Raw genomic sequence first — 24571 nt, forward strand, 5'->3', positions numbered from 1 at the left:
GGCGAGCGAAAGCGGATTGAGGCTAAACCGGTTGCGTGTGATACCTGTCAGGGGTTGCGTGGTCGGGGTTGTGGGACTTCATGGGGAGAGCTGACACTCTTCCGGAGAGTTATAAAGCCAGTTGTTAGCTGAATGGTGTGGGAAAGCCAACCGTAGACGGTGATAGTCCGGTAGGTGAAAGCAGCTGGTCTCTCTTGTGGGTGTTCCCGAGTAGCGGCGGACTCCTGTAATCTGCCGTGAATCTGCCAGGACCACCTGGTAAGCCTAAATACTTCCTGGTGACCGATAGCGGACGAGTACCGTGAGGGAATGGTGAAAAGTACCCCGGGAGGGGAGTGAAATAGTACCTGAAACCGTTCGCCTACAATCCGTCGGAGCCTTTAGGGGTGACGGCGTGCCTTTTGAAGAATGAGCCTGCGAGTTAGTGGCATGTGGCGAGGTTAACCCGTGTGGGGTAGCCGTAGCGAAAGCGAGTCTTAATAGGGCGTGTAGTCGCGTGTTCTAGACCCGAAGCGGGGTGATCTAGCCATGGGCAGGCTGAAGCGTGGGTAAGACCGCGTGGAGGGCCGAACCCACCAACGTTGAAAAGTTGGGGGATGACCTGTGGTTAGGGGTGAAAGGCCAATCAAACTCCGTGATAGCTGGTTCTCCCCGAAATGCATTTAGGTGCAGCGTCGCGTGTTTCTTGCCGGAGGTAGAGCACTGGATGGTCTAGGGGCCCTACAAGGTTACTGAAATCAGCCAAACTCCGAATGCCGGTAAGTGAGAGCGCGGCAGTGAGACTGCGGGGGATAAGCTTCGTAGTCGAGAGGGAAACAGCCCAGATCGCCAGCTAAGGCCCCTAAGCGTGTGCTAAGTGGAAAAGGATGTGGGGTCGCATAGACAACCAGGAGGTTGGCTTAGAAGCAGCCATCCTTTAAAGAGTGCGTAATAGCTCACTGGTCAAGTGGTTCCGCGCCGACAATGTAGCGGGGCTCAAGTACACCGCCGAAGCTGTGGCATTCACATTTTAACTTCGCGATCACTTTTGGGTGGTTGTGCAGGTGTGTGGATGGGTAGGGGAGCGTCGTGCCGGGGGTGAAGCAGCGGGGTGACCCAGTTGTGGACGCGGCACGAGTGAGAATGCAGGCATGAGTAGCGAAAGAAGGGTGAGAAACCCTTCCGCCGGATGACCAAGGGTTCCAGGGCCAGGTTAATCCGCCCTGGGTGAGTCGGGGCCTAAGGCGAGGCCGAGAGGCGTAGTCGATGGATAACGGGTTGATATTCCCGTACCCGTGTAGGAGCGCCCGTGATGAACCTCGTTGTGCTAACCACCCGAACCTGCTGATGTCTTCGGACTGATGTGGGGGAGCGTGGGAACCTGGCGGGTAGTAGTCAAGCGATGGGGTGACGCAGGAAGGTAGCTGAGCCCGGCCGGTGGTTGTGCCGGGGTAAGCGTGTAGGCCGGTGTGTAGGCAAATCCGCACACCGTTAAGGCTGAGACGTGATGCCGAGCCGATTCAGGTGAAGTCAGTGATCCTATGCTGCCGAGAAAAGCCTCTAGCGAGTTCCGAGCGGCCCGTACCCTAAACCGACACAGGTGGTCAGGTAGAGAATACCGAGGCGATCGGGTGAACTGTGGTTAAGGAACTCGGCAAATTGCCCCCGTAACTTAGGGAGAAGGGGGGCCGGAGACGTGAAGCCCCTTTGCGGGTGGAGCGTTGTATGGCCGCAGAGAGCAGGGGGAAGCGACTGTTTACTAAAAACACAGGTCCATGCGAAGAAGTAATTCGATGTATATGGACTGACGCCTGCCCGGTGCTGGAACGTTAAGGGGACCGGTTAGCTCTTTCGGGGGCGAAGCTGAGAACTTAAGCGCCAGTAAACGGCGGTGGTAACTATAACCATCCTAAGGTAGCGAAATTCCTTGTCGGGTAAGTTCCGACCTGCACGAATGGCGTAACGACTTCCCCACTGTCTCAACCACAGGCCCGGCGAAATTGCAGTACGAGTAAAGATGCTCGTTACGCGCGGCAGGACGGAAAGACCCCGGGACCTTTACTATAGCTTGACATTGGTATCTGAATTAGCTTGTGTAGGATAGGTGGGAGCCGGTGAAGTCCATACGCCAGTATGGGTGGAGGCAATCTTGAAATACCACTCTGGTTGGTTTGGGTATCTAACTTCGGGCCCTTATCGGGTTCAGGGACAGTGTCTGGTGGGTAGTTTAACTGGGGCGGTTGCCTCCTAAAATGTAACGGAGGCGCCCAAAGGTTCCCTCAGCCTGGTTGGCAATCAGGTGTTGAGTGTAAGTGTATAAGGGAGCTTGACTGTGAGACTGACGGGTCGAGCAGGGACGAAAGTCGGGACTAGTGATCCGGCACTTGCGTGTGGAAGCGGTGTCGCTCAACGGATAAAAGGTACCCCGGGGATAACAGGCTGATCTTCCCCAAGAGTCCATATCGACGGGATGGTTTGGCACCTCGATGTCGGCTCGTCGCATCCTGGGGCTGTAGCAGGTCCCAAGGGTTGGGCTGTTCGCCCATTAAAGCGGTACGCGAGCTGGGTTTAGAACGTCGTGAGACAGTTCGGTCCCTATCCGCCGTGCGCGTAGGATACTTGAGAAGGGCTGTCCCTAGTACGAGAGGACCGGGACGGACGAACCTCTGGTGTGCCAGTTGTCCCGCCAGGGGCACGGCTGGTTGGCTACGTTCGGGAGGGATAACCGCTGAAAGCATCTAAGCGGGAAGCCTGCTTCGAGATGAGGTATCCCACCCCAGTGATGGGGGTAAGGCTCCCAGTGAGACGACTGGGTTGATAGGCCGGAGATGTAAGCCAGGTAACTGGTTCAGTTGACCGGTACTAATAGGCCGAGGACTTGACTACAAAGTTGCTACGCGTCCACTGTGTGATTCACAGCAAACGAACAATGGTGTGCCCCTCGTGTGGGTGGGGTTGTTGTTTGTGTTGTTGATAGGGTTACGGCGGTTATGGCGGAGGGGAAACGCCCGGTTACATTCCGAACCCGGAAGCTAAGCCTTCCAGCGCTGATGGTACTGCACTCGGGAGGGTGTGGGAGAGTAAGACGCCGCCGGACATCTTCGCGAAGTGGCGCCACCCCTGTGGGGTGGCGCCACTCGTGTTTATCTGGCCGGTCTGTGGGTGGGGATTGGCCGGTTCCCACGGCCCCGACCACACCCCGACCGGTCAGCCGCCCAGGCTGGCCGCCGCCGAGGCGATCGCCGAGGAGAAGTAGCTGACCTGGGTGTAGACGCCAGGATAGTTCGGGCGCGCACATCCGTTGCCCCAGCTGACGATTCCGACCTGGACCAGGCCGCTGTCACCCTGCCGGAACATCGGGCCGCCCGAGTCACCCTGGCAGGTGTCGGTGCCGCCGGAGAGCGGACCCGCGCAGATCTCCTCGGCCGCGATGACGTCGCCGTCGTACGCCGAGGGGCCGTTGCAGACCGAGTCACTGACGAACGGCACGCTAGCCTTCATCAGGTACCGCTGCTGCGCTCCGCCCTCCCGGGTGGCACCCCAGCCGGCGACGGTGAACGTCCCGCTGTCGTACGCGGTCGAGGTGGCGATCGGCAGGGTGCTGAGCCCGGTGACCGGGCTGGCCAGCCGGATCAACGCCCAGTCGTCGCCGTTGCCGTTGTAGCCGGGCGCCCGGTAGACGTAGTTGGAGCGGACCTGGATCCGGCTCGACGACTGCAGGTCCACCACGCCCAGCGTGGCGGTGATGCTGGAGTTGCTTCCCGTACGCCCGACGCAGTGTGCGGCGGTGAGGACAAGTCGGGGGCTGTAGAGGGAACCGCCGCAGCCCATCGAGAGTCGTACCATGAACGGGAACTCGCCCTGTGCGGCGCGAGTGCCGCCGACGACGAACGGTGTGACGTCGGTGTTGCGTGGGCCGGCGTTGGCCGGTGCGGCCAGGGTGACGCCGCCGACGGCTACCGCGGCGAACGCGGCGGCGGCCAGGCGAGTGAGGAAGCGCCAACGAGCCATGGGGGTCCTCTCCGAGCATCGGTGGCGCGCCTTGTGGGCGCGCCTGAGATCACGATGCCGGCAGCGTATGGACCTCCATCGCTATATCGCAATGTGCCGATGTCATCCCGGTTGTGTCATACCACCGGGCGGTGGAACGGTCAGCCGCAGCTGTATCGCGGCTCGGCGAGGTACTTCCAGGTGAACTTCTCCCGCTTGACGACCTTTCCGCCCTTGTGGAAGAGCCGGAAGGCGTCCTGGGTGAACCCGTCGATCCCGTTGGTGGGGATGCAGGACGGACCCGGCTGGAGCTTGATCACCTTTGGCTTGGTGATGTTGCGGCGCGGGCTCCACTCCGTGGTCACCTTGTCGTAGACCTTGGTGCTCCAGATCGACACCGTGATCGAGCGGGAGGTGTGTGAGGTGTCGATCAGGACGCCGTACGGGGTGTCGTTCTTGAACTTGAAGTCGAGGTCCGGCCAGAAGATGGTCGACTCGATGACCGGCGGATAGCGGCTGAACCAGTAGGAGTGCGGCTTGTGCTCCACGTCCTCCAGCCCGGCGTAGTACGTCGCGTTGAACAGCGTGGTGGTGAACTGGGAGGTGCCGCCGCCGACCCCCGGTACGAGCTTGCCGTCCAGGATGACCGGCGCGTCGCGGTAGCCCTGGGCGTAGCCCCGCTCCCCGGTGTGCCCGTTGAGCGAGAAGGTCTCCCCGGGCTTCACCACGGTGCCGTCCACGTCCCGGGCGATCGTCACGATGTTCTGGCTGCGCGGCGAGCTGAGACCGCCGGTGAAGTTGGTGGTGAAGGTGGAGACCCGCTCCTTGATCCCCATCTTGGTCAGGTCCGCGGTGCTGACCTTCGGCTCGACCGGCTTGAGCTGCGCCCGGACCGTGCGGCCGTCCGTCTTCGGCAGCACCGCCAGCAGGTCGCGGGCCAGCGCGGCGGCATCCACCTGCGAGCCGCCCGAGCCGGCCACGATCTTCGGCTTGTTGCCCTGGATCGACATGGTGGCGTCCTTCGGCTTCACCTCGACCTTGTCGAGCTGGCCGGAGAGCGCGGTGCGCAGCTTCTTCTCGTCCACCCGGGGGGCGATCTTGCCGGTCTTGTCGGCGGTCAGCACCAGGCTCTTCGCGATCGCCGCCGGCGCGATGGTGAAGTTCCCCCGGTCGGTGGTCACCGTGACCGGGCCGGCGACCGCCGGCCTGGCCAGCTCGGTGACCAGCTTGTCGACCTCCTCGGTGGTGGTCGCCGGGTGCGTCTCCACCAGCGGCACCTGCACCGGCTGCCCGCGCAGCCAGCCCTCCCGCAGCGCCTTCGCCGACTCCTCGGCCCGCAGGCCCTTGCTCGGTTTCGGATAGACCGGCCGGGGCGTCGTGCCGCTGAAGGTGATCGCCGGCAGCCTCATCTGCTGCCCGGTCCGGCCGACGATCTTCCGCAGCTCGGCGTCGAGCTTCTCGGCGTCGACGGTGACCACCGGCTCGGCGCTGCGGGAGCCGAAGAGCAGGCTGAACGGGCCGGGCCGGTGCGCGGCGGCGGCCGCTACGGTCGCCTCGACGTCCACCGCCAGGCCGACCGTGGCCGGCGAGACCTCACCGGTCTGGTCACCGATGCGTACCTGGACGGGGGTGCTGAAGGTGCTGGCCCGGGAGGCCAGGTCGGCGCGGAGCGCCTGGGCCGCCTCGGCCCGGCTCTTGCCACCCAGGTCGACGCCGAGCACGCTGGTGCCCCGGGGCACCTCACCGGCGTACGCGTAGCCGGCCGTGGCGCCGCCGGTGGCGACCAGCACGGCGGCGGCCACGCCACCGGCGAGCAGTATCCGACGCAGGCGGCGCCGGGGTGCCGGCTGCTCGGGGGCTCCCGCCAGGCCGCCGAGCCCGGATCCCGGGGCCGGCGTCTCCCACCCGGCCGACGTCGCGGTGACAGTCTCCGGGGTACCCCCGGCACCGCCGGCCGGAACGCCGCCGCCCTGCTGCCCGACCGGCAGGGTGACGGCGGTGATCGGGATGGTGGGGCGATCCTCGGCGGGCACCTTGACGGCGGCCATCTGCATGGTCGGCCGCTCGTCGGCCGGCACCGCGTTGTCGCCGTACTGACTCACGGAGTTGTCGCCGTACTGACTCACTGACACCTCAGCCTCACGGACACCTCAGCGCGATGCGGCGGGCGGGCACGACAGCCCGCCCGGCAGGACCTTGACCGACTACGGTAACCAAAACTCGACCAGAACGGGCGACGGGTCCGGCCGGTGGCGCCTCACCGCTGACTTCCGGCGTGGCGCCGGGACCTCGCGATTGATCGAACCCGAGTGGACGGTGCCGGAGGGAACGGTTTCAGCGCCCGGGCGAAAACAGCGAATAGTCCGATCTTCGGCGCGCTACGACCGAACATCCATGGTGTTCCGTACACCTGGCAGCTCTCGGTACGCCACCGAGCCCGCATATGCTCCGACCGTCTACCCCCTATCGGAGGCAACGTGATGCGCCGGAACAGACGCGGACGCTCGCTCAAGGCGCTGGGCGTACTGCTCACCAGTGGTGCGCTCGGTATGACCAGCGGAGTAGCGGCCCTTGCCGCCGAACCTGTGGCGACGCCTTTTCTCAGTGAGATCCATTACGACAACGTCGGTACGGACACCGGTGAGGCGATCGAGGTCGAGGCGCCGGCCGGTACGGACCTGACCGGATGGCAGCTCGTCCTCTACAACGGCAACAACGGTGCCCCGTACCACACCCGGACGCTCAGCGGGACGGTGCCGGCGGCCGGGGTGGTCGTCGCGACGTACCCGACGGACGGGATCCAGAACGGCTCGCCGGACGCGGTCGCGCTGGTCGCCCCCGGCGGCGCCGTCGCCGAGTTCCTCAGCTACGAGGGCGGGTTGACCGGAGTCGGCGGGCCGGGCGACGGGCGGGCCGCCACCGACATCGGAGTGGCCGAGGGGAGCGGCACCCCGATCGGAGAGTCCCTCCAGCGGATCGACGGGACGTGGCGGGCCCCGGCACTGAACAGCTTCGGCACCCGCAACACCGGCGGCGACCCGGACCCGGATCCGGACCCGGTCGGCTGCGACACCCCGGTCAGCCACACCATCGCCCAGGTCCAGGGCACCGGCGACGCGACACCGCTGGCCGGTACCCGGGTGACCGTCGAGGGTGTCGTCAGCGGCGACCACCGCACCGGCGGGTACAACGGCATCTACCTGCAGACCGCCGGCAGCGGCGGGCGGCCGCCGGCCGCCGGGACCGCCTCGGACGGCATCTTCGTCTACCTGACCAGCAACGCCGCCAACCACCCGAGCGTCGCGCTCGGCGACCGGGTCCGGGTCAGCGGCACCGCGAGCGAGTTCAACGGGCTCACCCAGGTCAGCATCGCCGTCAAGGCCGACGTGCAGGTCTGCGAGCATCAGGTCGCGCTGCCGTCGCCGGTCGCGCTCTCGCTGCCGCTGGACGCCCCGGCGCGGGAGTCGGTCGAGTCGATGCTGGTCGCCCCGGTCGGCCAGTTCACCGTCTCCGAGGTCTACAACACCAACCGGTACGGCGAGGTGGTGCTCGCCGCCGGCGACCGCGCCGCGGTGATACCCACCGACGTCGCCCGGCCCGGCACCGACGCCGCCCGTGCGGCGGCGGCGGCGAACAAGCTGGCCCGGCTGCTGGTCGACGACGGCCGGACCACCAACCTGGCCGACGCGGGCCTGCTGCCGCCGTACCTGGCGCCGGGCAGCCCGCTGCGGGTCGGCGACTCGGTCGAGGCGTTCGGCCCGACCGTGCTGTCGTACGGGTTCAACGAGTGGCGGCTCCAGCCGACCACCCCGGTCAGCGCGGACACCCCGCCGGCCGGCCGGACCACCTTCAAGGTGACCAACCCGCGTACGCCGGCACCTGGCGACGTCGGCGGTGACCTCAAGGTCGGCGCGTTCAACGTGCTGAACTACTTCGTGCACTTCGGCGGCGACGCCCGGGGCGCCGAGAACGAGGCGGCGCTCGCCAAGCAGGAGGCGAAGATCGTCTCGGCGATCAACGCGCTCGGCGCCGACGTGGTGGCACTCCAGGAGATCGAGAACTCGGTCCGGTTCAACGCCGCCGACCCGCAGCAGGCGCTGAAGCGGCTCGTCGCCGCGCTGAACACCGCGGCCGGCGCCGGTACCTGGGACTACGTGCGTACCCCGGCGGACCTGCCGGCCGCGGCCCAGCAGGACTTCATCACCACCGCGATCATCTTTAAGCCGGCGAAGGCGCAGCCGAAGGGTGCGTCCCGGTCGGTCAACGACGAGACCGTGTGGTTCAACGCCCGGGAGCCGATCGCGCAGACCTTCACGGCCGGCGCGACCACCTTCACCGTGGTGGCCAACCACCTCAAGTCGAAGAGCAGCTCCGACGCGGCGACCGGCGACAACGCGGACAGCGGTGACGGACAGGGCGCGTTCAACGGCGACCGGGTCCGCCAGGCCCGCGCGCTGACCGCCTTCGTCGACCAGCTCAAGGCCGACAGCGGCAGCGACCAGGTGCTGCTGCTCGGCGACTTCAACGCGTACACCCGGGAGGACCCGATGCAGGTCCTCTACGACGCCGGGTACGTCGACCTGAACGACACCGGCAAGGCGAGTTACGTCTTCGGCGGCGAATCCGGCTCGCTGGACCACGCGGTCGCCTCGGCGTCGCTGGCCGAACGGGTCACCGGGGTCGACGTCTGGCAGATCAACTCGCACGAGTCGTACGCCTTCCAGTACGACGGGCACCCGGCGTTCTTCGCCGCGGACCCGTACCGGGCCAGCGACCACAACCCGATCGTCGTCGGCCTGGAGACCGGGGCGACCGGTCCGGTCGACCTGCGACTGCTCAGCGTCAACGACTTCCACGGTCGGCTGGAGTCGCCCGGCAACGCGCCGGACGGCCGCCCGGTCGGCGGTGCCGCCCAGGTCGCCGGCCTGGTCGACCAGCTCCGCGCGGAGAACCCGAACACCGCGTTCGTCTCCGCCGGCGACAACATCGGCGCCTCCACGTTCATCTCGGCGATCGACGGTGACAACCCGACGATCGACGCGCTGAACGAGATGGGGCTGGCCGTCTCGGCGGTCGGCAACCACGAGTTCGACAAGGGCATCGCGGACCTGACCGGCCGGGTGACCGGCCGGGCCGACTTCCCGCTGCTCGGTGCGAACGTCTACCGGGGTGACGAGCGGGCACTGCCGGCGTACTCGGTCAGCAGCGTCGGTGGGGTGCGGGTCGGCTTCGTCGGGGTGGTGACCGAGCAGACCGGCTCGCTGGTCAGCCCGGACGGCATCGCCGGGATCACCTTCCGGGAGCCGGTTGCCGAGGCGAACGCCGTGGCCGCACAGCTCAAGGACGGCAACCCGGCCAACGGCGAGGCCGACGTGGTGGTGCTGCTCGCCCACGAGGGCGCGGCGACCGAGAACATCAGCTCGGCCGAGGCGCTGGCGAACGACCCGGTCTTCGGCAAGTTCACCCGGGCGGACGCCACCATCGACGTCATCTTCAGCGGGCACACCCACCAGCCGTACGCCTTCGAGGTGCCGGTGCCCGGCACCGACAAGCTGCGGCCGATCGTGCAGGCCGAGGACTACGGCAAGCGGCTGGGCAAGGTCGACCTGACCTTCGACCCGGCCACCGGTGCGGTCACCGCGGCCGACGCCCAGCTCGTCGACGTGGTTGGCGCACCGCAGCACCCGGGGGTCGCCGAGATCGTGGCGGCAGCCAAGACCCGGGCGCAGGAGCTGGGCCAGCGCCCGCTCGGATCGATCACCGCGGACATCAAGCGGGCGTACAACGAGGCCGGGAACGAGGACCGGGGCAAGGAGTCGGTGCTCGGCAACTTCATCGCCGACGTGCAGCTCGCCGGCACCAGTGCGGCCGGCCGGGGCGGGGCGCAGATCGCGTTCATGAACCCGGGCGGTCTCCGGTCCGACCTGCTGTACGCCCCGGACGGGGTGGTCACGTACGCGGAGGCGTTCTCGGTGCAGCCGTTCGCCAACGACGTGGTGACGAAGACGTACACCGGGGCCCAGATCAAGCAGGTGCTGGAGGAGCAGTGGCAGCCGGCGGGCGCCTCCCGGCCGGTGCTCTGGCTGGGGGTCTCCAAGGGCTTCAGCTACACCTACGACCCCGAGGCCGCGCAGGGCTCCCGGATCACGTCGATGTCCCTGAACGGCGCGCCGATCAACCCGACCGGCACCTACCGGGTGACGGTGAACTCGTTCCTGGCGGCCGGTGGGGACAACTTCGCCACCCTGGCCACCAACGTGGACAAGACCACCACCGGTGACAACGACCTGACCATGCTGACCGACTACCTCGCCGAGAACTCGCCGGTCACCGCCGACCCGGCGCCCCGCTCGGCGGTCGGCCGGCCCGGCCCGGAGTGCACCACGACGATCACCGGTCGGCACAACCGGCCGCTGACCGTCTTCTCCGGGCTCACCTGCCTGGAGAACGCGACCGTCACCGGCCCGGTGACCGTGCTGCCCGGCGCGTCGCTGCTGGCGACCGGCGGCAGCATCTCCGGCCCGGTCACCGCCACCGGATCGGCGCTGCTCACCCTGAGCGGCACCAGGGTCTCCGGCCCGGTTACGGTGGTCGCCGCGACCGGCCAGGTGCTGGTCGAGGAGGGCAGGGTGAGCGGGCCGGTCTCGGTCGCCCTCAGCCGTGGCGGGGTGCGGGTCGACACCGTCACCGTCGCCGGCCCGGTCTCGCTGGTCGGCAACTCCGGCAGCCAGCCGGTGCTGGTCGCCGGCAACACCATCAGCGGACCGCTGAGCTGCGTGGCCAACTCGCCGGCACCGGGCAACGACGGCCGGACCAACACGGTCCGGGGCCCGGCGACCGGACAGTGTGCCAGGCTGTGAACGACGGTTTCAGTACGGACCGGCAGTTGAGTTGACGCATCGTGACTGCGGGCCCGGGCCGGTCGCCGGTTCCGGGCCCGCAGTCGACCGTCGTGACGTGCCCCCGGGCGGACGCCGTTCCTCCGTGGGCGGGAAAGGACGAGGGTGAGCCGGTACCAGCCCATACCGCTGCCGACCGGTGCCGGCGCGACGTCCCGGGACGACCTGGTGGCCGGGCTGACCGGCTGGGCCCGGTCCCAGCCGCTGCGGGACCTGGTGGCCGCCTACGGCGACGAGTTGCCCGACCGGCTCGCCCCGGCCGGGCTGCTGGGCTGGCTGGACGACTTCTCGGCCCGGCACTGGGACTTCCGGAGCCGGCACGGCGCGGCCGAGCGGGACGAGGTGGTCGAGACCGCTCTCGACCCCGCCGTCGCCGGCCTGGTCCGGTCGGCCGCCGAGGCGCTCGGCCTGGCCGGCTCGCGGCCCGTGCCCGGCCGGCGGTACGACCACCTGCTGGTGCTGGGCGGGCTGGCCCGGTCCTGCCTGCAACGGACCGCCTACGCCGCCCGGCTGGTCGACACCGGGGCGGTCGAGGTCGGTGAGATCGCCGCGCTGGGCAGCTTCCGCCCACTCCGCCCCGCCGAACTCGAGCGGCTGCACCTCCCCGCGGACCAGCACCGCGTGCGGCTGGACGGCGGCTACGAGGTGGACGCGATGGGCCTGGGCATCCGGGCCGCGTTCGGCTGCCCGGGGACCGTCGAGGAGCGGCGCTCGGCGGGTGAGATCGACCACCGGTCCTGGTCGGTCGCCGTCTACCGCCCGGCCGCCCGGCCGGTGGTGCGGGTACTGGCCGCGCCGTCGACGGAGCCGGCGACCCGGCGGGCGCACACCTCCGACACGTACCACTTCTGGGCGGCGGAGCGGGGACCGGCGGCCGGGGACCGGGTACTGGTGCTGACCTCGCAGATCTACGTGCCGTTCCAGCACTGCGACGCGATCCGTACGCTCGGCCTCGGCTACGGCTGCCAGGTGGACACGGTGGGGCTGGACCCGGACCGGCTGCCCGGGTACGGCCCGGCGGAGCCGTTGGGGCCGGATCGGTATCTCCAGGAGATACGGTCCGCGATTCGGTCGATACGCAATCTGTTGAGCGTGCTCGGGTAATCACCATCCGGACGGGTGCAATGCACGATCCCGTGTGGACGGCAAATCGGATTACTCGCCCGGACCGTGTCACATGGTGGTTTTCGCAGCGCCGAACCGCCGGATCGTCGGAGTGTGACTGGCCTAACGGACCAATTTGGTACGCGAAGCCGTAACGGGGCAGCGCCCTGAATAAAGGAACCCTTAAAGTTGCTCGGGCGTCGCCCCACGGGGGGTCAACCATCCCTATCTGGGCAGTGCGACGCTGATTCTTTCGCGAGGAGTCCCCTTGCCTCCACGTTCACTTTCCCGACCGTTGGCGTTTGCCTCGACTCTCGCCATCGGAGCCACCACCGTCCTCGTCGCCTCGGCGCCGGCGCAGGCCAGCCTTCCCGGCACCGGCAGCACGCTGACCGCGAGCGACGGCAGCGACACGATCAGGTTCCGTGGCGGTTCCACTCTCACCCTCAGGGGTCAGTGGTGGGGCGACATTCCGCCGCCGAGCGGCGTCAACGGTGCCGCCTGGGCACCCGACGGCAGCCGGGCGATCTTCTCCACCAGCGACGGCCACATCTCCACCGTCCGCTACAACGACGGCGCCAACCACTGGTGGATGACCTATCCCGACCCGGACGGCCCGCAGATCGAGCGCCGTGACCCGAACTACTTCGGCAACGGCCAGGGTGTGCTCTGGGCGGCCAAGGAAGCCGGGCAGCCCTGGCGGCTGGACCTCCAGGAGGCCTCGGGCGGTTTCCCGGCGCACACCATCTCGCCGATCGACGACCGGCACTACCTGAAGCCGGACACCGGTCCGGGCGACCTGCTCGTCTACGAGACCCGCGCCGACAGCGGCGGCAACCCGACCGGGCAGCCCGACGTCGGCGTCTACGACGGCGGGGTGTTCCAGACGGTCGTCACCAACGGCGGTAACCCCGCCATCGCGCCGAACGGCAAGAAGCTGGCGTTCATCCGGTCCGACGGGACCTACAACCAGGTCTGGATGGCCAACATCGACGGCACCGGCCAGGTCCAGATCACCTCGAACGCGTTCAACCACGACAACCCGGTCTGGTCGCCGGATGGCACCGAGTTGGCGTTCAGCCAGAACGGCGGCGTGGCGACCGTGCCGGCCACCGGTAGCCCGGCGACGCCGACCGTGGTCAGCGGGCTTTCCGGTGTCCCGTCCTACCAGCCGAAGCGCCGGGACAAGGTGGCCCGGCTCGCGGGCGCGAACCGCTTCACGACCGCGACCACCGTCTCCCAGTCGTACTGGGCGGACGCGGGCGACGGCGGGGACGCCCGCCCGCAGGCTCAGGCCGTCGTGCTGTCCCGGTCGGACCTGTTCGCCGACGCGCTCGGCGGTGCGGCGCTGGCCGCCGCGAGGCAGGGACCGCTGCTGCTGACCGCGCCGACCGCGCTCAACCCCGACACCCAGGCCGAGATCCAGCGGATCCTCGCCCCGGGCAAGACGGTCTACCTGCTGGGCAGCCCCGGCGCGCTCTCGACCACCGTCGAGGAGCAGGTCGAGGCGCTGGGCTACCAGGTGAAGCGGCTCGCCGGCACGGACCGGTTCACCACGTCGATCGCGATCGCGAACGAGATCGACCCCACCCCGGATCTGGTGCTCGCCGCGACCGGGATGAACTTCCCGGACGCGCTCGCCGCCGGTGCGGCGGCCGGCTCGTACAACGTTCCGGGCACCGACATGTCCGCGGTGGTGATCCTGACCAGGGACTACACCCTGACCGCTCCGATCCGGAGCTACCTCGACGAGGTCTCCGCCACCTCCCTCATCTTCGGCATCGGCCGTCAGGGCTTTGATGCGACCGAGCCGTACCTCCCACTGAAAGTCGTGGGTGAAAACAGGTTCGACACCGCCCTCCAGGTTGGGTACATGTTCTTCGGCGGGACCTACCACGCGGGCGTCGCGACCGGGATGAACTGGCCGGACGCGCTGGCCGGCGGTGCCCTGATGGGCACCCTCAACGGCCCGCTGCTGCTCACCAACGGCAACTCGTCGACGGTCACCTGGGAGACCGAGTACTTCCTCGACGAGCACAGTGGGACGCTGCACACCGGGATGGTCTTCGGCAGCGCCGGCGTGGTACCGAACTCGCAGCTCGACCCGATCGGGCGCTGGCTCAGCGGCCCCGGCGGCTTCGACAAGGTGTCGAACCCGATCATCACGCTCGGCAAGACCGACATCTCCGGCGCTGAGGCCCGGGCCGCCGGGCAGTCGGCGGTCGGAAGCACGGTCAAGCCGCGTACCGCCGAGGAGTTCGAGGCGGCGGCCGACGCCGCTCGCGAGCGGTCGGAGTTGCCGGAAGGCCGGTAACCAGCACGGTCCGGACGGATAGTCGGGAAGACTCGCGGCACGGAGGGTCTGGCCATCAGGCCAGGCCCTCCGGTCGTTGTCCGGCGAGACCTCCTGGAACGGTGTCGTCACGAAACGCCCACCCCGATCCGCGTTCCCGCACCAAGGAGCCGCATTGAAGTCACCCAGAATCCGCCGTCCGCTGGCCATCGCCTCGGCGCTCGCGGCCGGCGCAGCCGTGCTGGCCGGAGCCGACCCGGTGCACGCCAGCCACCCCGCCGAGGGCGCGGTCCTCACCGCGAGCAACGGCGGCGACGTACTGCAGTCGGCCGACAGCCGCTCGCTGGAGTCCTCGCAGACGACCATCACCGATGCGGCCTGGTCCCCGGACGGCAGCCGGGCGGTCTTCGTCACGACCTGGAACGACATCTGGACCCTGCGGTACGACGACGCGGACAACATCCGGATCATCGCGGACGCGGAGCCGGATACCGAGCGGGCGGAACCGCACTGGGTCGGCAGCGGTGGGAGTGTGGTCTGGGCCGCCAAGCCGCTCGGCCAGCCGTGGCGCCTGGAACTGGCGCCCAGCGGTTACGGCGGGGAGAGGCAGCGGATCAGTCCGGATGACGGCTACCACTACCTCAATCCGGACAGCGGTGCCGACGGGCGGATCGTCGTCCAGCGTCAGGCGAATGCCGGCGGCGAGCCGACCGGTACGCCGGAGATCGGCGTCCTGACGCCCGACGGCGGGTACACCAGGATCATCACCAACGCGAGCGAGCCGTCGATCTCACCGGACGGCACCAGGGTGGCGTTCCTGCGGTCGGACGGCAGCCACCACCAGGTCTGGGTCAGCGACCTCGACGGTGGCAACGTCATCCCGGTGGCCTCGAACCCGACGCGGCACGACGAGCCCATCTGGTCCCCGGACGGGAAGAACATCGCGTTCCAGCAGAGCAGCGGTGCGGTCTACGAGGCCCGGGCCGACGGCACCGAGGCGGGCAGGCCGAGGGCAACGGTCGTCCGCGGCGTGCCGGCGTACCGGCCGAAGCGGCTGGACCGGGTGATCCGGCTCGCCGGTTCCAATCGGTTCGCCACCTCGGTCGCCGCGTCCCGGTCGTACTGGGCCTCGCTCGGCGAGAGCGACGCGGCGCACCGGGCCGAGTCGGTGGTGCTGTCCCGGTCGGACCTGTTCGCCGACGCGTTGGGCGGGGCCGCGTTGGCGGCGGCGAAGCAGGGACCGTTGCTGCTGACCCAGCCGACGGCACTGACCCCGGCGACCAGGGCGGAGATCCAGCGGATCCTGGCCCCGGGCAGCACCGTGTACCTGCTGGGCAGCGCCGGGGCGATCTCCGACGGGGTGCGGGACGAGATCGAGGCGTTGGGTTACCAGGTGAAGCGGCTGGCCGGCGCCAACCGGTTCAGCACCGCGATCGCGATCGCTGACGAGATCGACCCCACCCCGGATCTGGTGCTCGCCGCGACCGGGATGGACTTCCCGGACGCGCTCGCGGCCGGTGCGGCGGCGGGCGCGTACAACCGACCCGGCTCCGGGACCTCGGCGGTGGTCCTGCTGACCCAGGACAGCGTTCTGCCGGCACCGAGCGCCAGCTACCTCGCCGCGCTCCCGTCCGGCGCCGAGCTGTACGCCATCGGGCGCGAGACGGTCGAGGCCACCCAGCCGTACGACCCGTACCGGTTGTTCGGCGCGAATCGCTACCAGACCGCGCAGTACGTCGGACGGGCGTTCTTCACCGGGCCGCAGCACATGGGCTTCGCCACCGGGACGGACTGGCCGGACGCGCTGGCCGGCGGGGCGCTGATGGGCAGCCTCGGCGGCCCGTTGATGCCCACCCCGGGCCTGAGCACGGGCATCGGGCCGGACGCGAGCACGCTCCTCGACGAGGTCAGCGGTTCGGTCGGGATGGGGCTGATCTTCGGCAGCGCGGGGGTCATGAACCGGGCCCAGCAGGACGGCATCGGTCACTGGATCGACGGCTGGGTCGGGTACCAGTACCTGGAGAATCCCGGCAGCGAGGCCGCGCAGGCCAACGCGACCGGGGCGGATCGGGCTGCCCGGACGTCGTCGGTCGACGGCGCCGGACTCCGGCGTTCGGCCGGGGAGCGCAAGGCCGCCGTCGAGGCGCTGGGCGAGCAGGTGGCAGGCAGGTAGTCCCTGCCAGCGGCGGCGCGGGCCGGTCCGGGCCAGGGGCCGGCCCCGTCGCCACCCGGGGCGCCGCAGGCTAGTCCTGGGTCGCGCTGATCGCTTCCCGGAAGACCCGGGAGCGGTGCGCGTAGTTGTCGAACCGTCCGTAGCTCGGCGCCGCCGGGGACATCAGCACCACACCGCCGGCGGGAGTGCGTTCCCGCCCGAGACGTACCGCCTCGGGCAGGTCGTGGGCGAGGACGGTGGTGATACCGGCGAGGTCCTTGACCACGTCGAGGATCCGGGGCCCGCTGTCCGGGATGCCGATCAGCGTGGCCACGATCTCCTGTTCGGCGAGGAAGTCGCGCAGCGGGCCGTAGTCCACGCCCCGGTCCTCGCCGCCGACGATCACGGTCAACGGACGGCCCGCGTACGCCTCGATGGCGTGGATCGCCGACTGCGGGATCGTCGAGAGCGAGTCGTCCACGAAGGTGATCCCGGACGGGTCCTCGATCGGGGTGAGCCGGTGCTCCAGGGCCGGCAGCGTGGCCAGCGCGGTGGCGAGCCGGTCCCGTTCGGCGACACAGTCGACGCCGACCGCCCGCAGTGCGGTCAGCGCGACGCAGAGGTTTCCCTCGTTGTGCCGCCCGACGAGTGGCAGCGCGGTACGCGGAAAGAGCTGCTGGACGCCGAGGCGTACCCAGCGGGTGCCGTCGGGCTCGGTGGCCACGTGGAAGGTGGGCTCATCGGCGTCGGCGGGGGTGCCGACCGTGCCGGCGGGGAGCAGCGGCAGCCCGGGCCGGCCCGCGAGTTCGGCGCGGAGCCGGTCGTCGTGCGCGTTGAACGCCACGCACCGGGGCCCGTGGTCGACGAGGTTCAGCTTGTGCCGGTAGTACTCCGCCTCCCCGCCGGCCCAGTCCAGGTGCTCCGGGGCGAGCGAGGTGAGTACCGCCACGTCGGGCGAGTCGGTCAGGTCGGCGCACTGGTACATCGAGAGTTCCAGGACGTACCGCTGCGCGGGCGGCAGGTCGAGCACCGGTACGCCGATGTTGCCGCCCATCACGTTGGGGCGGTCGACGGCGGTGAGCAGGTGGCTGATCAGGTTGGTGGTGGTGCTCTTGCCCTTGCTGCCGGTGACCCCGATCGTGCTGGCCGCGTGCTCGGCCATCCACAGCGCCGTGCCGCTGGTGATCGGGACGCCGTGCTCGCGCAGGCGTACCACCCAGGGGTGGGTCTCGCCGATCACCGGGGACCGGACGACCACGTCCGAGCGGAGCAGGACGTCCAGTGCGGCGGGGCCGGTGTGCAGTGGAGCCAGTTCGGCGAGCGGGCCGGTCCAGGGCTTGGCGGCGTACGTCTCCCGGTCCATCACCGCGACCAGTTCGGCCGGCCCGACCGGGGCGACCGCGTTGATCGCCGCGACGCCCTCCCGGCCGGTGCCCCAGACCGCGACCCGACGGCCGCGCAAATCCGCCAGTTGCACCTGACAACTCCCCTCCGGTACGCGCCCAAACTCTAGTCCCGGCTCCCGGCGTCCCGAGTGGGGACGCCGACCGCGGACCGCCGGCCCGGTCTCCGCTGGTCGCCGGAACGTGTGAGCTTGCGCACCGCCCCGGCGGAGAAGCGTAAATCGCTTGTGAGTGAGTCGCTCACTCATTAGTGTTGCCGCCGTGAACTCGCAGACTCCCTCGGGCCGGGCCCGGCCGCTCCCGCCGGAGGAGCGGCGGGCCGCGCTGATCACGGCGACCCTGGCCCTGATCACCGAGCATGGCGTCAAGGTCACCACCCGGCAGATCGCCGAGGCGGCCGGGGTGGCCGAGGGCACCATCTTCCGGGTCTTTCCGCACAAGGACGGGCTGGTCCGGGTGGCCGTCGAGACCGCACTCGACCCGGCCCCGCTGCTGGACGAGCTGGCCGCGCTCGACCTGGCGACACCGTTGCCGGAGCGGCTCACCGAGCTGGCCGCGATCCTCCAGCGCCGGCTCACCAGCATCTTCAATCTGCTGCACTCCGTCGGCATGCACGGCCCGCCGGAGGGCTCGACGGGCCAGCCGACCGGGACGGGCAAGCTCCACCCGCCGAACGAGGAGATCCACCAGGCCGTCGTCCGGGTGCTGGAGCCGGACGCCGACCGCTTCCGCTATCCGCTACCCGAGGTGGCCCGGCTGCTGCGACTGCTGACCTTCGCCGGCTCGCACCCCCGGATCACCGACAACGAACCGCTCAGTCCCGAGATGATCGCCGCCGTGCTGCTCGACGGCGTACGGCAGCCCGAGCCCGCGGAGCCCGACCGACCGGCCCGTCCCGACCAGGCGCCCGAGCCTGGTGGAGCGGCCGAGCCCGGTCGACCGGCCGAGGGGCCCGGCTCGGGGCACCATGCTGACCACAACCGACCGGACCGGCCATGACCGGTCACCGCGTCCTCGATTCGGGGGGTCGTCGATGCTGACCCGACTACTGCATACCTATCTTCGGCCGTACGGCCGACCGCTCGCCGCCGTGGTGCTGCTGCAACTCATCGGCACCATGGCCTCGCTCTACCTGCCCAGTCTCAACGCCGACATCATCGACAAGGGCATCGCCCGGGGTGACACCGGCTACATCGTCAGCACCGGGGGGTGGATGCTGCTGGTCACCCTGGCGCAGATCGCCTGCTCGATCGCCGCGGTCTACTTCGGAGCCCGGACGGCGATGAGCTTCGGTCGGGACGTACGCGGGGCGATCTTCCATCGGGTGATGGGCTTTTCCGGCCGGGAGGTCGGCCAGTTCGGGGCACCCTCGCTGATCACCCGCACCACCAACGACGTGCAGCAGGTGCAGATGCTGGTCGTGGTGACCTGCACGATGCTGGTCGCGGCGCCGATCACCCTGTTCGGTGGTGTGATCATGGCGCTGCGCGAGGACGTCGGTCTCTCCTGGCTGATGCTGGTCTGCGTACCGGTGCTGGTGCTGGCGATCGGTCTGGTGATCCGCCGGATGGTGCCGCAGTTCCGGCTGATGCAGACCCGGATCGACACCGTCAACCGGGTACTCCGGGAGCAGATCACCGGCATCCGGGTGGTCCGGGCGTTCGTCCGGGAGCCGTACGAGACCCGGCGGTTCGAGGCGGCGAACGAGGACCTGACCAACACCGCGCTGCGGGTCGGCCGGCTGACCGCGCTGATCTTCCCGATCGTGATGCTGGTGCTCAACCTGTCGAGCGTGGCGGTGCTGTGGTTCGGCGCGCACCGGATCGAGTCGGGGCAGATCCAGATCGGGGCGCTGACCGCCTTCCTGAGTTATCTGATGTTCATCCTGATGTCCGTCATGATGGCGACCTTCATGTTGATCATGGTGCCCCGGGCGGCGGTCTGCGCCGAGCGGATCATGGAGGTGCTGCGGACCGGGTCGTCCGTCGTCCTGCCGACGGAGCCGGTCCGCGAGGTCCACGGCCGGGGCGAGCTGGAGCTGCGCAACGTCCGGTTCCAGTACCCGGGCGCGGCGGCACCGGTACTCCGGGACATCTCGTTCCGGGCCCGGGCCGGCCAGACGACGGCGATCATCGGTAGCACGGGTGCGGGCAAGACGACACTGCTCGGGCTGGTACCCCGGCTCTTCGACGTCACCGGCGGGGCGGTCCTGGTCGACGGGGTCGACGTCCGGGAACTGGATCCCGATCTGCTCTGGGACCGGATCGGCCTGGTGCCGCAGCGGCCGTACCTCTTCTCCGGCACCGTCGCCAGCAACCTCCGGTACGGGAAACCGGACGCGACCGACGAGGAACTCTGGGCCAGCCTGGAGATCGCCCAGGCCCGCGATTTCGTCGAGGCGCTGCCGGAGGGGCTGAACGCTCCGGTGGCCCAGGGCGGGACGAACCTCTCCGGTGGGCAGCGGCAGCGGCTGGCGATCGCCCGAGCCCTGGTCCGCCGCCCGGAGATCTACCTCTTCGACGACTCGTTCTCCGCACTCGACCTCGGCACCGACGCCCGGCTGCGGGCCGCGCTGCGGCCGGTCACCGCGGACGCCGCAGTGGTGATCGTGGCGCAGCGGGTCTCCACGATCCTGGACGCCGACCAGATCATCGTGCTGGAGGACGGGGCGGTGGTCGGCGCCGGCCGGCACACCGAACTCCTGGAGAGCTGTCCGACCTACGCCGAGATCGTCGAGTCCCAGCTCACCGTCGAGGTGACGGCATGACCGAGCGGAGCGAGCAGCCCGGACATGCCGAGCAGAACGGGAACGGCGAGCAGAGCGCGAACGCCGAGCAGAACGGGAACGCCGAGCAGCACGGGCGGGGTGCCGGCGCCGACGGCCGGCCGGCGGACCACGACACCCAGGGTGGGGCGATGAACCAGAAGACGGCCCGGGCCACACCGGCCCGGCTGCCGGGCGGCGGCGCCGCCCGGGGCGGTCCGGGATGGGCCACCGCCGGCATGCCGGCCGAGAAGTCGATGAACTTCGGGCCGTCGGCCCGGCGGCTGCTGGGTCTGCTCCGGCCGCACCGGCTGTCGCTGATCGCGGTGATCCTGCTGGCGATCGTCAGTGTCGGGCTGTCGGTGGCCGGGCCGAAGATCCTCGGGTACGCCACCGACGTGATCTTCTCCGGACTGATCGGCAACCAGCTACCGGCCGGGACCACCGCGGAGCAGGCTGCCGAGGGCGCCCGGGCGGCCGGCAACGACGGCTTCGCCGAGCTGCTGCTGAAGATGGACGTCATCCCCGGCGTCGGCATCGACTTCGAGCGGCTCGCCCGGATCCTGCTGCTGGCGGTACTGCTCTTCCTCGCCGCCAGCCTGCTCGGCTGGCTCCAGGGCTACATCCTCAACGGCGCGGTGCAGAGCACCATCCGGCAGTTGCGGTCGGACGTGGAGGCGAAGCTCAACCGGCTGCCGCTGCCCTACTTCGACGGCCAGCCCCGGGGTGAGCTGCTCAGCCGGGTCACCAACGACATCGACAACATCTCGCAGACCCTGCAACAGACCCTCAGCCAGTTGCTCACCTCGCTGCTCACCGTGATCGGCGTACTGGGGGTGATGTTCTGGATCTCGCCGCTGCTGGCCGTGGTCGCGCTGATCGCGGTACCGGCGTCGGTGCTGGTCACCAAGCAGATCGCCAAGCGGTCGCAGAAGCAGTTCATCGCGCAGTGGACGCACACCGGCGCGCTGAACGGCCAGATCGAGGAGGCGTTCACCGGGCACGAGCTGGTGAAGGTCTTCGGCCGGCAGCGCGAGGTCGAGGCGGCCTTCGGCGCGAAGAACGAGGAACTGTTCAAGGCCAGCTTCGCCGCCCAGTTCGTCTCCGGCATCATCATGCCGTCGATGATGTTCATCGGAAACCTGAGCTACGTGCTGATCGCGGTGATCGGCGGGCTGCGGGTCGCGTCCGGGGCGATGACCCTCGGCGACGTACAGGCGTTCATCCAGTACTCCCGGCAGTTCACCCAGCCACTGACCCAGGTCGCCGCGATGGCGAACCTGCTCCAGTCCGGGGTCGCCTCGGCGGAGCGGGTCTTCGACGTCCTGGACGCCGACGAGCAGAGCCCCGACCCGGCCGAGCCGGCCCGGCTCACGCAGCGGCACGGCCGGGTCGAGTTCGCGCACGTCTCCTTCCGGTACGAGCCGGACAAGCCGCTGATCGACGACCTGTCGCTGGTCGCCGAGCCGGGTCACACGGTGGCGATCGTCGGGCCGACCGGGGCCGGCAAGACCACCCTGGTCAACCTGGTGATGCGCTTCTACGAGCTGGACGCCGGACGGATCACCCTGGACGGGGTCGACCTCACCGAACTGCGCCGGGACACCCTGCGCGGCGAGATCGGCATGGTGCTCCAGGACACCTGGCTGTTCGGCGGGACGATCCGGGACAACATCGCGTACGGCAACCCGGAGGCGACCGAGGAGGAGATCCTCGCGGCGGCTCGGGCGACCTTCGTCGACCGGTTCGTCCGCAGCCTGCCGGACGGCTACGACACGGTCATCGACGAGGAGGGCAACAACGTCAGCGCGGGCGAGAAGCAGCTCATCACCATCGCCCGAGCGTTCCTGGCCGACCCGTCGCTGCTGATCCTGGACGAGGCGACGAGTTCGGTGGACACCCGTACCGAGGTGCTGCTCCAGCGGGCGATGGCGGCGCTGCGGGCGGACCGGACCAGCTTCGTGATCGCGCACCGCCTGTCGACCATCCGGGACGCCGACCTGATCCTGGTGATGGAGAGCGGCCGGATCGTCGAGCAGGGCAGCCACGCCGAACTGCTGGCCGCGCAGGGCGCGTACCACCGGCTTTACCACGCGCAGTTCTCCCAGCCGGTCGCCGACGTGGAGCCGGCCGTGGCGGCCGGGCCGGGCGGCGTAGCCGCCGGAGCCCCCCGACAGCGAGGCTGACGGCCGGCCGGCTGTCTCGGCCTCACCAGCCGATCAAGCCCACCCCGCTCCCCCGGGTGCGGGGTGGGCCGCTGCCCGGGGAGCCCCGGTTATCAGGTGGCGTGGTCGGGCGTGTGGACGGTGATCCACGGGGACGACGCGTCTAGTCAACCTCACGGAGCAGTCGCTCCACGGCGGTGAGCCGGTCGTGTAGGTCGGCAAGCTGTGTGGAGGTGTCGTCGAGGTGCTGCGCGATGGTCTGCTGCGTGGCGGCGACGGTCTGGGCGAGCTTCCGGTACTCCTGTTCGTGGCTCTGGACCGTCTTGGCACGCCAGGTGGCGAAGACCTGCCAGATGACGACAACCACCACGGCAGTCACCAGCGTGAAGATGGCGAGCACCAGGGTCATGGACCACGCGTCAGAGTCCATCAGGTCCCTCCTTCGTCCGACGCCTCCGCGCCGGCTTCTCCTGCTCGGGTTCGGTTGCGTCTCGGGCCGGCAGCGTGAGCGTGCCGACGGCCGCTGCCAGGATGCGCGCATCGAGACGGATCACGAAGGGGCTCAGTTCGTAGTACTTCATGGCCCTCCCGTCGGCATCGAGCTCGACGGTGGCCGACACCAGCCCGACTGCTTGCATGCGCCGCAGGTGTGCCTGTAGGAGCGGGCGGCTGATGCCGAGCTCCCGGGCCAGTTCGCTCACGTAGAACCGCCCACCGACCAGGGCAGCGATGATCCTCATCCGGTGGGGATTCGCCAGTGTTGCGAGCAGTTTCAGCAGCTCGTCGCCGGTGAGCTCGCCGTCACCTGGAACTCTGCTTGGCATATGCCAACGCATCATGGCGTATCTCGGGTGGGTCGTCAAACGGCCGGGTGAGTTGACGCCCGCGAAGGAGGTGTGCAAATCTCAATTTGCAGTGCCAACGAAGGCTTGCGCACGCAAAGCAACGCGTTTGAGGGGACCGATGGCGATGGCCACGCGTCGGACCCGGGCGCGGGACACCACGGTCACCCAGTGGTGAGGACGAGAGGCAGACGATGATGGATCAGGTCGTCCCTGTGCAGAGCCGGCCGGCTCCCGGAGCGGCGGGCCTACCGGCCGCCCGGGCGGCCGGGCTGAGCAAGGTCTACGGCAGCGGTTCGGGGCAGGTCGTGGCGCTCGACAACGTCGACGTACGAATCCCGGCCGGCCGGTTCACCGCCATCATGGGGCCGTCGGGATCGGGCAAGTCGACCCTGCTGCATTGCCTCGCGGGGCTCGATCGGCCGTCACAGGGCTCCGTGTACCTCGGCGACACCGCGTTGGAGAGCCTCTCCGACTCGGCGCTGACCGAGTTGCGTCGCCGCGAGATCGGGTTCGTGTTCCAGTCCTTCAACCTGGTGCCGACGCTCACCGCCGTCGAGAACATCACCCTGCCGCTGGCCATTGCCGGGCGACGTCCCGATCGGGGTCTGCTCAGGTCGCTGGTGAACGCACTCGGGCTGTCCCAGCGGCTACGGCACCGCCCGGCGGAGTTGTCCGGCGGACAGCAGCAGCGGGTGGCGCTCGCCCGGGCACTGGTGACCCGGCCCCGGGTGGTGTTCGCCGACGAGCCGACCGGCAACCTCGACTCCCGTACCGGTGCCGACCTGCTGGGTCTGATACGCCATTTCGTCGACGAGGATCGCCAGACGGTGGTGATGGTGACCCACGACCCCGCCGCTGCGGCCCGCGCCGACGAGGTCCTGTTCCTCGCCGACGGTCGGCTGCGTGACCACCTGCCCACACCCACCGTCGAGCAGGTGCTGCACCGACTCGCCGCGCTCGACCAGGGACGGTCCTGA

The 24571-nt window shown here is 69.2% G+C and carries 13 protein-coding genes and 2 rRNA genes (1 of these 15 cut by a window edge); 10 read left to right on the forward strand and 5 right to left on the reverse strand.

The features are described 5' to 3' along the window. A 23S ribosomal RNA gene (locus ACSMXO_RS01300) occupies positions 1 to 2865 on the forward strand; it begins 249 nt to the left of the window's first position. A gap of 94 nt (positions 2866 to 2959) precedes the next feature. Next, positions 2960 to 3076, forward strand: a 5S ribosomal RNA gene (gene rrf / locus ACSMXO_RS01305). Between the two features lie 110 nt (positions 3077 to 3186). Here rrf and ACSMXO_RS01310 read toward each other — a convergent pair. Both ACSMXO_RS01310 and ACSMXO_RS01315 read right to left on the reverse strand, forming a co-directional pair. Next, entirely contained in the window at positions 3187 to 3990 is an 804-nt protein-coding gene (locus ACSMXO_RS01310) for a S1 family peptidase (RefSeq protein WP_455416426.1), read from the reverse strand. Between the two features lie 140 nt (positions 3991 to 4130). Then, on the reverse strand, positions 4131 to 6023 hold the full coding sequence (locus ACSMXO_RS01315) for a VanW family protein (protein WP_455419128.1): 1893 nt from the start codon (positions 6021 to 6023) through the stop codon (positions 4131 to 4133). 426 nt (positions 6024 to 6449) lie between these two features. Here ACSMXO_RS01315 and ACSMXO_RS01320 point away from each other — a divergent pair, with 426 nt between their 5' ends. The 4 genes from ACSMXO_RS01320 (at position 6450) to ACSMXO_RS01335 (ending at position 16438) form a co-directional block, all read left to right on the forward strand. Continuing rightward, positions 6450 to 10829, forward strand: a complete 4380-nt coding sequence (locus ACSMXO_RS01320) for an ExeM/NucH family extracellular endonuclease (RefSeq protein ID WP_455416427.1) — start codon at positions 6450 to 6452, stop codon at positions 10827 to 10829. A 144-nt stretch (positions 10830 to 10973) separates the two neighbouring features. Next, the gene (locus ACSMXO_RS01325) at positions 10974 to 11972 is read left to right on the forward strand and encodes a hypothetical protein (RefSeq protein WP_455416428.1); all 999 of its coding nucleotides are present in this window, start codon (positions 10974 to 10976) and stop codon (positions 11970 to 11972) included. 295 nt (positions 11973 to 12267) lie between these two features. Continuing rightward, positions 12268 to 14286, forward strand: a complete 2019-nt coding sequence (locus ACSMXO_RS01330; protein WP_455416429.1) for a cell wall-binding repeat-containing protein — start codon at positions 12268 to 12270, stop codon at positions 14284 to 14286. Positions 14287 to 14440: 154 nt separating this feature from the next. Continuing rightward, complete coding sequence (locus tag ACSMXO_RS01335; RefSeq protein ID WP_455416430.1) at positions 14441 to 16438, forward strand: cell wall-binding repeat-containing protein; 1998 nt, start codon at positions 14441 to 14443, stop codon at positions 16436 to 16438. A gap of 70 nt (positions 16439 to 16508) precedes the next feature. On the opposite strand, the gene murD is transcribed toward ACSMXO_RS01335, so the two are convergent. Further along, complete coding sequence (murD, locus tag ACSMXO_RS01340) at positions 16509 to 17894, reverse strand: UDP-N-acetylmuramoyl-L-alanine--D-glutamate ligase (RefSeq protein WP_455416431.1); 1386 nt, start codon at positions 17892 to 17894, stop codon at positions 16509 to 16511. Between the two features lie 187 nt (positions 17895 to 18081). Here murD and ACSMXO_RS01345 point away from each other — a divergent pair, with 187 nt between their 5' ends. The 3 genes from ACSMXO_RS01345 (at position 18082) to ACSMXO_RS01355 (ending at position 22770) form a co-directional block, all read left to right on the forward strand. Continuing rightward, positions 18082 to 18819 carry a TetR/AcrR family transcriptional regulator gene (locus tag ACSMXO_RS01345; protein ID WP_455416432.1) on the forward strand — a complete coding sequence of 246 codons (738 nt, stop codon included), beginning with the start codon at positions 18082 to 18084 and terminating at the stop codon, positions 18817 to 18819. Positions 18820 to 18853: 34 nt separating this feature from the next. After that, complete coding sequence (locus ACSMXO_RS01350) at positions 18854 to 20587, forward strand: ABC transporter ATP-binding protein (RefSeq protein WP_455416433.1); 1734 nt, start codon at positions 18854 to 18856, stop codon at positions 20585 to 20587. Positions 20588 to 20736: 149 nt separating this feature from the next. After that, a complete protein-coding gene (locus ACSMXO_RS01355; protein ID WP_455419129.1) occupies positions 20737 to 22770 on the forward strand; it encodes an ABC transporter ATP-binding protein in 2034 nt (677 codons plus the stop codon). A gap of 142 nt (positions 22771 to 22912) precedes the next feature. Here ACSMXO_RS01355 and ACSMXO_RS01360 read toward each other — a convergent pair whose 3' ends face one another. Both ACSMXO_RS01360 and ACSMXO_RS01365 read right to left on the reverse strand, forming a co-directional pair. Beyond that, on the reverse strand, positions 22913 to 23179 hold the full coding sequence (locus tag ACSMXO_RS01360; protein ID WP_346262160.1) for a hypothetical protein: 267 nt from the start codon (positions 23177 to 23179) through the stop codon (positions 22913 to 22915). Then, a complete protein-coding gene (locus ACSMXO_RS01365; RefSeq protein WP_346262159.1) occupies positions 23169 to 23573 on the reverse strand; it encodes an ArsR/SmtB family transcription factor in 405 nt (134 codons plus the stop codon). Before ACSMXO_RS01365 ends, ACSMXO_RS01360 begins: the two co-directional genes overlap by 11 nt. A gap of 215 nt (positions 23574 to 23788) precedes the next feature. On the opposite strand from ACSMXO_RS01365, the gene ACSMXO_RS01370 reads away from it, so the two are divergent. Next, a complete protein-coding gene (locus tag ACSMXO_RS01370; RefSeq protein ID WP_455419130.1) occupies positions 23789 to 24571 on the forward strand; it encodes an ABC transporter ATP-binding protein in 783 nt (260 codons plus the stop codon).

The organism is Plantactinospora sp. DSM 117369, from assembly GCF_053764795.1.